General features: G+C 64.4%; 12 protein-coding genes. All 12 read left to right on the top strand.

The window, feature by feature from the left end; genetic code table 11:
- A partial coding sequence (locus HX774_RS16870) for a hypothetical protein (protein WP_218650491.1) occupies window positions 1-205 on the top strand: 205 nt, incomplete at its 5' end.
- Window positions 202-474 carry a hypothetical protein gene (locus HX774_RS16865; RefSeq protein WP_178828637.1) on the top strand — a complete coding sequence of 91 codons (273 nt, stop codon included), beginning with the start codon at window positions 202-204 and terminating at the stop codon, window positions 472-474. The genes HX774_RS16870 and HX774_RS16865, both read left to right, overlap by 4 nt.
- Entirely contained in the window at window positions 471-854 is a 384-nt protein-coding gene (locus HX774_RS16860; RefSeq protein WP_178828636.1) for a M15 family metallopeptidase, read from the top strand. Before HX774_RS16865 ends, HX774_RS16860 begins: the two co-directional genes overlap by 4 nt.
- A complete protein-coding gene (locus HX774_RS16855; protein ID WP_178828635.1) occupies window positions 851-1,276 on the top strand; it encodes a hypothetical protein in 426 nt (141 codons plus the stop codon). Before HX774_RS16860 ends, HX774_RS16855 begins: the two co-directional genes overlap by 4 nt.
- On the top strand, window positions 1,209-1,487 hold the full coding sequence (locus HX774_RS20165) for a hypothetical protein (protein ID WP_255500515.1): 279 nt from the start codon (window positions 1,209-1,211) through the stop codon (window positions 1,485-1,487). Before HX774_RS16855 ends, HX774_RS20165 begins: the two co-directional genes overlap by 68 nt.
- A gap of 234 nt (window positions 1,488-1,721) precedes the next feature.
- Window positions 1,722-2,579: a flagellin gene (locus HX774_RS16845; protein ID WP_114818460.1), complete on the top strand. Its 858-nt coding sequence runs from the start codon at window positions 1,722-1,724 to the stop codon at window positions 2,577-2,579.
- Between the two features lie 110 nt (window positions 2,580-2,689).
- Complete coding sequence (locus HX774_RS16840) at window positions 2,690-3,502, top strand: flagellin (RefSeq protein WP_178828634.1); 813 nt, start codon at window positions 2,690-2,692, stop codon at window positions 3,500-3,502.
- A 114-nt stretch (window positions 3,503-3,616) separates the two neighbouring features.
- Window positions 3,617-4,471, top strand: coding sequence for a flagellin (locus HX774_RS16835; RefSeq protein WP_178828633.1), 855 nt, complete (start codon window positions 3,617-3,619; stop codon window positions 4,469-4,471).
- A 114-nt stretch (window positions 4,472-4,585) separates the two neighbouring features.
- Entirely contained in the window at window positions 4,586-5,398 is an 813-nt protein-coding gene (locus HX774_RS16830) for a flagellin (RefSeq protein WP_178828632.1), read from the top strand.
- Window positions 5,399-5,484: 86 nt separating this feature from the next.
- On the top strand, window positions 5,485-5,757 hold the full coding sequence (locus HX774_RS16825) for a flagellar protein FlaG (RefSeq protein WP_178828631.1): 273 nt from the start codon (window positions 5,485-5,487) through the stop codon (window positions 5,755-5,757).
- A gap of 131 nt (window positions 5,758-5,888) precedes the next feature.
- Window positions 5,889-6,740 (top strand): flagellin, encoded by an 852-nt coding sequence (locus HX774_RS16820; RefSeq protein ID WP_178828630.1) that lies wholly within the window; start codon window positions 5,889-5,891, stop codon window positions 6,738-6,740.
- Between the two features lie 246 nt (window positions 6,741-6,986).
- Window positions 6,987-9,677 carry a transcriptional regulator gene (locus HX774_RS16815; RefSeq protein ID WP_178828629.1) on the top strand — a complete coding sequence of 897 codons (2,691 nt, stop codon included), beginning with the start codon at window positions 6,987-6,989 and terminating at the stop codon, window positions 9,675-9,677.
- Window positions 9,678-9,746: the final 69 nt, after the last annotated feature.

Below are 9,746 nucleotides of genomic sequence, written 5' to 3'. Positions count from 1 at the left end.
GCTCCGGGGCGGCGGGCGTCGTCTGGCTGACGGCGATCGGGTGAGCGTCATGACCCGATATTTCGACCGCATCCTCGACCCCGAACTGCTGGACGAGGAGGTCTGGGCCGCGCCCGAGCGGCTGAGCCCCGATGACTGTTTTGACCAACTGGGCAGCGACTGGCGCAGACCCGCCGCGCCCGGTGATCAGGAGGATGAAGCATGAGCAAGATCGACCGGAACGAGATTGGGTTGGCCGAGGGGCGCTGGTTGTGGCGTCGCCTCTATGTCTTCGTCGCCAGCGCGGCGCTGTGGCTCTTGCTGGCGCGGGCGGTGGGGCGCACGGCGCCCGCCGACCTGCCGCGCGTGGCGGACGGCTTGATGGGGCTGATCGCCTTGATGCTGGTCCTCTATCTGGTGGCGCCGACCGCCCAGCAGATGATCGCCATGCTGGCCAATCTGCGCCTGCGTCTGGCGGCGGGAGGCAGGGGGTGAGCTTTCGTCTGTCGCAACGCTCGCGCACGCGGTTGGCGGGCGTCCATCCCGATCTGGTCGCGGTGGTCGAGGCGGCGATCCGCCGGACCGAGGTGGACTTCATGGTGACGGAGGGGCTGCGTGACCCCGGCCGCCAGGCCTTGCTGGTGAAGGCGGGGGCCAGTCGGACGCTGAACTCGCGCCACCTGACCGGCCACGCGGTCGATGTCGCGGCCCTGGTTGAGGGCCAGGTGCGCTGGGACTGGCCGCTGTATGGCCGCATCGCCGGGGCCTTCAAGGCGGCGGGGCGTGATCTGAAAATCCCGCTGACCTGGGGCGGGGACTGGACGCGGCTGAGAGACGGCCCGCACTTCGAGCTGGATCGGAGGGCCTATCCATGAGGGGGCGCGATCTGATGCGGGCGCTGACGCCGCTGGGCTGGCTGGCCCTGGTGGGGGTGATGGTGCTGCTGTTGGCGCTCGCCGGGCGTGGGCTGGGGCTGAGGTGGGACCCGTTCGATCTCCAGCAAAGGCGGCTGGAGGTCGCTGATGCCCGTGCGACCTATGCCGAAAGCGACGCCGAGGCGCGCCGCCTCGAGGCGGCGGGGCAGGGGCAACAGGCGGCGCGCGTTGAGATCCATCACCGACGGACCCTGGCCGTGGAGCGGGCGACCGTTGCGGCCGTCACCCAGGCGAGGAGCGCCAATGACGCCAACGAACTGCTGGACCTTGTGCGGGCTGATCGCCTGCGCGCTCATGACCGCGAGCTGTGCCGGCTCGCTCCCGATCTCGACGGTTGCGCCGCCGCGTCTGGATCTTCCTGAGGCCGCGACGAGACCCTGCGCCCTCGCGACCCTGCCCGAGGCGCCCAGCCTGGCCGATCTGGAGGCCGCCTATCTGCTGCGTGGGGCCCAGATCCTGGCCTGTGACAGTGCGCGGCGACTAGCGGTCGACGCCTTGGACGCCGAACGGGCGATGCAGGATCGCTGGATGGAGGCGGAAAAGGGAGGGCGGAAAGGGGCGCGGCGCGGCTGATGTGGCGTTTCTTGCCGGGCGGCCCGGCAAAATCTGCCGATTACAGGCGCTGCCCGGCAAAACCTGCCGGTCCAGAAACATGGTTTACCAAATCTAACGTATAAAAATCAGTGTGTTGAAGAACTGGCATGACGCGGTCCCTTTGGCCCTGTCCTTGCTCTTAGTCATTCCGAGCAGAAAGCTCCCGGCAGCCAAAATGGCGTCGGCACTGTCGAAGACAAAAGGATGGCCAAAATGGCTAACAGCATCAACACGAATGCTGGCGCTCTCATTGCGCTGCAAAATCTCAATGCGACCAGCCGTGACCTCAACGTCACGCAAAACCGCGTGAACACAGGCCTGAAGGTTTCCTCGGCCAAGGACAACGGCGCGATCTTCGCGATCGCCACCAATCAGCGCGCCGAGATGGGCGCCTTGGACGCCGTCAAGAATTCCATGCAGCGCGGCCAGTCGATCGTCGACGTGGCGCTGGCCGCCGGCGAGACCGTGGTCAAGGCTCTGGAAGAGCAGAAGAGCCTGGCGGTCGCCATCTCAAACGCCACCGGCGACGCCCTGAAGGCCTATGTCACCGACTACAACGCCCTGGGCGCCGAAATCACCAAGGCTCTGGCCGGCGCGACCTTTGACGGCGTCAACCTGTGGACCGACACGACCGCCGCAGGCGTCGAAATCAGCGTCAAGACCGGCACCGGCCTGACCGACAACTTCGTGCTGAAGGGCGGCGCAACGGCGACGACCGCCACCGCGCCCGCCACCGCCACCGCCTTCGTCATCGCCGACTACGCCGCGCCGACCGCAGGCGAGAAGACGGCAATGGGCGCCCTGACCGGCGTCGTGGACGGCGCCATCAAGGCCTTCACCGCCGAACTGGGCGCCATGGGCACCAAGTCGAAGTCGCTGGAGCGCTCACTGATCTTCACCAACAAGATTCAGGACGCAGTCGAGGTCGGCATCGGCAACCTGGTGGACGCGGACCTGGCCAAGGAAAGCGCCAAGCTGACCGCCCTGCAAACCAAGCAACAACTCGGCGTCCAGGCGCTGGGCATCGCAAACCAGTCGAGCTCGATCTTGCTCGGCCTGTTCCGTTCGTAAGAATTGGCGGCGGCTCTTTGGAGCCGTCTCTCGATATGACTTCCCCCGAGCAGAATGCTCCCGGCCGTTAAAACGACGCCGGATTTGTCAAAGAATTAGGATCTACCAGTATGGCTAACAGCATCAACACGAACGCAGGCGCGCTTGTCGCCCTGCAAAACCTGAACAACACGAGCCGTGATCTCGGCATTACGCAGAACCGTGTGAATACCGGCATGAAGGTGTCGTCCGCCAAGGATAATGGCGCGATCTTCGCCATCGCCACCAATCAGCGCGCCGAGATGGGCGCCCTGGACGCCGTGAAGCAGTCGATGCAACGCGGTCAATCGATCGTCGACGTGGCCTTGGCCGCCGGCGAGACCATCACCAAAGCTCTTGAAGAACAGAAGAGCCTGGCGGTGGCGATTGAATCCTCGGTGGTCGGTTCGGCGGCCGAGACGGCCTATCTGGCTGACTTCAACGCCCTGGGCAACGAAATCACCAAGGCTCTGGGCGGCGCCACCTTCGACGGCGTCAACCTGTTCGCGGCGACCACGACCGACGCCATCGCCGTCAAGACCGGCACCGCCACGGCCGACATTTTCACGCTGAAGGCAGCCGGAACCGCCGCAACCGCAGTGACGACCGCGGGCGGCGGGGTTGTTCGCGCCGGCGCGACGGCGGCTCTGGTCGAAACGGCGCTGAAGGCCTTCACGGCTGAGCTGGGCGCCCTGGGCACCAAGTCCAAGTCGCTGGAGCGTTCGCTGACCTTCACCGGCAAGATTCAGGACTCGATCGAGGTCGGGATCGGCAACCTGGTCGATGCGGATCTGGCCAAGGAAAGCGCCAAGCTGACGGCGCTGCAAACCAAACAACAACTCGGCGTTCAGGCGCTGGGCATCGCGAACCAGTCCAGCTCCGTGCTGCTGGGTCTGTTCCGATAAACAAGATTGAAAGCGGGCCTGCGGGCCCGTTTTTGATGAGGAGACTACCCCCGAGCAGAACGCTCTCGGCGTCAAAACGGCGTCGGAAATGTCAAAGACAAAGGAAAAGCCAAAATGGCTAATAGCATCAATACCAATGCAGGGGCTCTAATTGCTCTGCAAAACCTGAACAACACGAGCCGTGATCTCTCGATTACGCAGAATCGTGTGAATACTGGTCAGAAGGTTTCTTCGGCCAAGGACAATGGCGCCATCTTCGCCATCGCCACCAACCAGCGCGCCGAAATGGGCGCCCTGGACGCTGTGAAGAACTCGATGCAGCGCGGTCAATCGATCGTCGACGTGGCCCTGGCCGCAGGCGAGACCGTGGTCAAGGCGCTGGAAGAACAGAAGAGCCTGGCGGTCGCCATCTCCAATGCGACCGGCGACGCTCTGAAGGCCTATGTCACGGATTACAACGCCCTCGGCGCTGAAATCACCAAGGCCTTGTCGGGCGCCACCTTCGACGGCGTGAACCTGTTCACGGACACCACCGCAGCGGGCGCGCCCATCAGCGTCAAGACCGGCACGGGTTCGACCGACAGTTTCGACCTGAAGGGCGGCGTGGCGGCATCCACCGCAACGACCGTGGCGACGACCACGGCCGTCACTGTGGCGGATTACGCGGCGCCGACTGCCGGTGAAAAGACGACATTGACCGGCCTGACCGCCGCCGTCGACGGCGCCATCAAGACCTTCACGGCTGAACTCGGCGCCTTGGGCACCAAGTCCAAGTCGCTGGAGCGCTCGCTGACCTTCACCAGCAAGATGCAGGACGCCATTGAAGTCGGTGTCGGCAACCTGGTGGATGCCGATCTGGCCAAGGAAAGCGCGCGCCTGACGGCTCTGCAAACCAAGCAACAGCTGGGTGTGCAGGCGCTGTCGATCGCGAACCAGTCGAGCTCGGTTCTGCTCGGCCTGTTCCGCTAAAGAATTAGGGGCGGACCCTTGGGTCCGTCCCTGATGAGACTACCCCCGAGCAGAATGCTCCCGGCTGCCAAAACGGCGTCGGAAATGTCAAAGACAAGCTAAGGAAATGCCAAAATGGCTAATAGCATCAATACCAATGCAGGCGCTCTTATTGCTCTGCAAAATCTGAACAACACGAGCCGTGACCTCTCGATCACGCAAAATCGTGTTAACACTGGTCAGAAGGTTTCTTCGGCCAAGGACAATGGCGCCATCTTCGCCATCGCCACCAATCAGCGCGCCGAGATGGGCGCCCTGGACGCCGTGAAGCAGTCGATGCAACGCGGTCAATCGATCGTCGACGTGGCCCTGGCCGCCGGCGAGACCATCACCAAGGCTCTTGAAGAACAGAAGAGCCTGGCGGTCGCGATCGAATCTTCGGTCGCCGGTTCTGATGCCGAAAAAGCCTACCTGGCTGACTTCAACGCCCTCGGCAATGAAATCACCAAGGCCCTGAGCGGCGCCACCTTCGACGGCGTCAATCTGTTCTCGGCGACCACGACCGACGCTATCGCGGTCAAGACCGGCACGGCAGCGGCCGACACCTTCACCCTGAAGGCGGCCTCAGGCGCTGCGACTACAGTAGCGACCTCGGGCGGCGCAGTCCTTCGCGCCGGCGCCACGGCGGCTATCGTCGATACGGCGCTCAAGGGCTTTACGGCTGAACTGGGCGCCCTGGGCACCAAGTCCAAGTCGCTGGAGCGCTCGCTCAGCTTCACCAGCAAGATGCAGGACGCCATTGAAGTCGGCGTTGGCAACCTGGTGGATGCCGATCTGGCCAAGGAAAGCGCGCGCCTGACGGCTCTGCAAACCAAACAACAGCTGGGTGTGCAGGCGCTGTCGATCGCGAACCAGTCGAGCTCGGTTCTGCTCGGCCTGTTCCGCTAACATGACGTGGTCGAGGGCGGGTCTTCGGACCCGCCCTCGTTCGCACTTCAGGAGACAGGAGGCGCGGTCCGGCCGCGTAAGGGGAAATGGCAGACAATGTCGCAAGGCTCCCATCCGTAACCCTCGTTCAACCTGACGCGACTGGTCAGGGTGTCGAGGCCCCGCCCAAGCCTGTTAAGGCCGAGCCCGATGTCGGGCGTTATCGCCTGACCATCGAGGAAGGTCCGACCGGGTTTGTTTACAAGACCCGTGATCGCGTGACCGGCGAAGTCATTCGCCAGTTGCCGCGTGAAGAGGTCGTGAAAATGAGCGCCAGCCCAGGCTATGGGGCGGGCGAGTTGATCAAGACCAAGGTCTGATCGACGCAGTAGCGTGGACTGCAGCGCCGCCGGTTCGCCGTGCGGCGCCGCAGTCGTTTCCACGCCGTTAACCATACGCTCAGGAATCAGTTTCATTCTGGAGGTCAGAATTTGAACTGGGGCTAGAAGCCATGACCAACAGCGTACTCACCAATGCGTCAGCGCTCATCGCGCTCCAGAACCTCAATTCGACGAACAACAAACTGGCCGCCACCCAGAGCCGGGTGAATACGGGGCTCAAGGTCCAGGGGGCCAAGGACAACGCCGCCACCTGGGCCATCGCCCAGAACCAGCGCGCCGACACGGGCGCGCTTGAGGCCGTCAAGACCAGCATGAACCGCGCCACGTCGCTGGCGGACGTGTCGCTGGCCGCCGGCGCACAGATCTCCGACCTGTTGATCGAGCTGCGCGAGAAGGCCACGGCGGCGGCTGACCCATCGTCGACCCCGACGTCGCGCAAGGCCTACAATGACGAGTTTCAGTCGCTGCTGAAGTCGCTCGGGTCCTTTGCCAAGAACGCCACCTTTGACGGCGAGAACATTCTGGACGGCGCCAGCACGGCGCCGCTGAACTTCCTGGCCAATGTCGGGGCGACCGAGACGATCTCGCTGAACCGTCAGGACATGTCGCTGGCGGGCCTGAGCCTGGATACGACTGATTTCACGGCCCCTGCGACCGCCTTCGACCTTCTGAGCGCGGACAACGCCGCCAGCGCTCTGACCCAGGTCAAGGCCGCCCTGGACACCGCCAACGCCAACCTGGCCGAATTGGGCGCTCAATCCAAGCAGATCGAGAAGCACAACATCTTCGTCGGCAAGCTGATGGACTCGCTGGAAGTCGGCATCGGCAACCTGGTGGATGCCGACATGGCCAAGGAGAGCGCGCGCCTACAGGCGCTTCAGGTCCAGCAGCAACTGGGCGCTCAAGCCCTGTCGATCGCCAACCAGGCGCCGCAGATCATCCTGTCGCTGTTCAAGGGCTGATCTGGCTGAAATAGCGAGGCGCGCCCTGGCCCAGTGAAATGGGCGGGGGCTTGCGCTTGGCGGGGCGAGGCATCAGTCCGTAAAGACTGGCCAGCTTCAACAACAACCAGCGTGCGTACGACATGGGCGCGACACCCTCTTGCCTATGGTCGCCGGAAAACGTGGCTCAACCGTCGCCGTTCCGAGGGCAATCTTAAACACTTCGTTACCAGCTTGGCGGCAGACTGAACGCAGGAGCGTCGGACTGTGATCAACAACAGCTATCTTCTGGGCCTGTATGGCGGGACCTCGACCTTCTCAGGAGGTTTGGGCGGGACCACGGCTGCCGTGAAGAAGCAACCGACCGCGCCCTGGTCCACATCGGTCAAGCCGCAGAGCCAGTCCGACCTGCTGCGCGCCGCGCTGAGCGGCCGACCGATCATCAATGAAGACAACACGACCCTGGACGTAAAGGGCGCGTCGTCCGGCGACTATCGCAAGATCTTTTCGATGTACCAGGGGCTCTCCATGCTGGAGGCCATTGCGGATCGGGCCGGGCAGAAGAACCTGACGTCGCTGGAACGATCGCAGCTTTCGAAACGGATGGACGCCGGTCTGGCCGAGGTATCGGCCTATCTGGGCGCCGCCAAGTTCGACGGCGTGCGGGTGGTGCAGGGTCAGTCTGAAACCAAGGCCCAGACCGGCGCGGCCGTAGCGCGCGATTCCGCCAAGTATGTCACAGGGGCGGTCCATTCCGGCGATCTGGCTAGCGCGGTCACCGCCTTCCAGGGCGACGTGAAATTCACCCTGACCGTCAAGAAGGCCGGCGGCGACCAGACCATTTCCATTGATCTGGCCGACATGGGCTCTACGCCACGGACGATGCAGTCCGTGGTGGACCACATCAACGGCAAGCTGGAGGCCGCAGGCGTCCAGACGCGCATGGGACGTGAGAAGCTGCCGTCCGAACCTCGCGTCATCAAGACCGGCGACAAGACCATCACCCTGCCGGCTGGACCGGACCAATGGGCGTTGGCCGTTCAGGGCGTCTCGTTCGAGAAGGTCAGCTTCACCCCGGTCGCCTCGTCGGACGCCGTCTATGTCGTGCAGGGCGCCGGCAAGAAGGGCGGCCACGAAGTCCTGAAATTCCAGGAAGGCACGACCAATGCCTCGGGCCAGGCCTTCTGGGTCGATGGCCAGGTCGGCCAATCGGGCCTGCCTGAAGGCGTCGAGACGGTGCGCGCCAGCGCCACGGGGCCGGACGGGTCTATGTGGATCGTGGCCGATGTCAGCGCCGGAACCTCGACCCAGCCGATCAAGGGGCAGGGCGATGTCGTCCTGATGAAGCTGGATTCCACGGGCAAGGTCGTCCTCAGCCGCGCCATGGGCGCCGCCTCGACGGCCAGCGGCTATGCGATTTCGGTGGATGCCGACGGGCGTGTGGCTGTCGCAGGCTCTGTGGTCGGGGCTCTGATCCCGGGCGCGTCGGGCGCCGACGCCAATGTCGCCGACAGCTTTGTCAGCGTCTTCGACGCCAAGGGCGTGGAGCAGTGGACCCAGCGTCGCGGCGCCAAGGCGGCGGACGAAGCGACGGCGGTGTCGTTCGGCGCTGACGGCCGCGTCTACGTCGCCGGACGTTCGCAGTCCTCCATGCCGGGCGCGCTCGCTTCCGGGGGCTGGGACGGCTATGTCCAGGCCTTCAGCGAAAACCAGATTCACAGCCTGGCGCCGATCACCGCCACGGCCTCGGGCGTCAACCAGTTCGGCACGGCAGGCGACGACAGCGTCCAGGCCATGACCACGGACGGCGACAAGCTCTATACGGCCGGGGTGGAGAGCGGTCGCATGGTGGTGCGCCGCTTCCAGATTGACGCCACGGGATCGCCGACGCTGATGTCCACCCGCGACCTGGGCTACGCCAGCGGCGAGATCGCGGGTCTGTCTGTCAAGAACGGTCAGGTGATCCTGGCCGGATCGACGCGCAACGGCGCCCTGGACATCGGTCAGGTCAATACCGCCCATTCCGGCGGCACGGACGCCTTCGTGGCGGTGATCTCCGACGACTTGAGCGCATCGGGCAACGACCGGCTGACCTATTATGGCGGGGCGGGCGACGATTCCGCCGCCGATGTGAAGATCGTCGACGGCAAGGTCTGGTTGACGGGGATTTCCGACCGAACGATCGGCGCCAAGCCGGAAGATCCGACCTCGGGTTATCTGGCGCGTCTTGATCCCATGACGGGCGCCGTCGAGTGGAGCCAGACCTGGACGGGGGCCGATCGTCAGGCTGCGCCCATGACCATCGCCGTGGCCTCGGGCGGCGCCAGTGTGCTGGACAAGCTGGGACTGCCCCAGGGTGAAATCCCGCAGTCGGATTCCAAGAATCTGGTGGACGCCACCTCCCTGCGGACGGGTGATCGATTCTATGTGACGTCGGGCACGACCGGCCGTTCGGTCGCCGTGACGATCGACGCCAAGGAGACCTTGCAGACCCTGGCGCGCAAGATCGAAACCGCATCGGGCCGCACGCTCAAGGTCACGATCAAGACGGACAAGGACCATGTCACCGGGCTGGACGGCGACACCAAGATCACGGCGGGCGGCGTGCAGCGCCTGTCCATCACCTTTGCCGACGGGCGCGAGGGCGCTGTCCTGCGGGCGGGCGAGGCTGGGCGAGACGCCCTGGCGGGTCTGGGTCTCACGCCAGGCTATATTGGTCCCAGCAGCGGCGATCTGAAGACCTTTGGCCTCGATCTGCCTAAGACGTTGAGCCTCAAGGACGCCGAGGCGGCAAAGGCAGCGGCAAGCACGATACAGCTGGCGGTCAAGGCCCTGCGCGACGCCTATAAGGCCTTGGACCCCGACAACAGCAAGCCGAAGTTCACGGGCGCCGTGCCGCCCTATCTTAAAGCGCAGTTGGCCAACTATCAGGCGGCGCTGGCACGACTCACAGGCTGATCACGCCAAACCCCGCTTTAGGTTGACGCGCTGGGCGCTGCCGGGGTTATTGGGACCATCATTGGCGTC

Origin of the sequence: Brevundimonas sp. P7753, from assembly GCF_013386595.1 — a bacterium.
In the GTDB taxonomy this organism is placed as follows: Bacteria; Pseudomonadota; Alphaproteobacteria; order Caulobacterales; family Caulobacteraceae; genus Brevundimonas; species Brevundimonas bullata.
The sequence above is the reverse complement of the archived record's forward strand: the minus strand, read 5'-3'. Positions and strand labels throughout refer to the sequence as shown.

Excerpts from the sequence above, each read along its gene's own strand:
- HX774_RS16855 (WP_178828635.1), top strand. The coding sequence starts at position 851 with ATGAGGGGGCGCGATCTGATGCGGGCGCTGACGCCGCTGGGCTGGCTG.
- HX774_RS16820 (WP_178828630.1), top strand. The coding sequence starts at position 5,889 with ATGACCAACAGCGTACTCACCAATGCGTCAGCGCTCATCGCGCTCCAG.
- HX774_RS16835 (WP_178828633.1), top strand. The coding sequence starts at position 3,617 with ATGGCTAATAGCATCAATACCAATGCAGGGGCTCTAATTGCTCTGCAA.
- HX774_RS16840 (WP_178828634.1), top strand. The coding sequence starts at position 2,690 with ATGGCTAACAGCATCAACACGAACGCAGGCGCGCTTGTCGCCCTGCAA.
- HX774_RS16825 (WP_178828631.1), top strand. The coding sequence starts at position 5,485 with ATGGCAGACAATGTCGCAAGGCTCCCATCCGTAACCCTCGTTCAACCT.
- HX774_RS16865 (WP_178828637.1), top strand. The coding sequence starts at position 202 with ATGAGCAAGATCGACCGGAACGAGATTGGGTTGGCCGAGGGGCGCTGG.
- HX774_RS20165 (WP_255500515.1), top strand. The coding sequence starts at position 1,209 with ATGACCGCGAGCTGTGCCGGCTCGCTCCCGATCTCGACGGTTGCGCCG.
- HX774_RS16845 (WP_114818460.1), top strand. The coding sequence starts at position 1,722 with ATGGCTAACAGCATCAACACGAATGCTGGCGCTCTCATTGCGCTGCAA.
- HX774_RS16830 (WP_178828632.1), top strand. The coding sequence starts at position 4,586 with ATGGCTAATAGCATCAATACCAATGCAGGCGCTCTTATTGCTCTGCAA.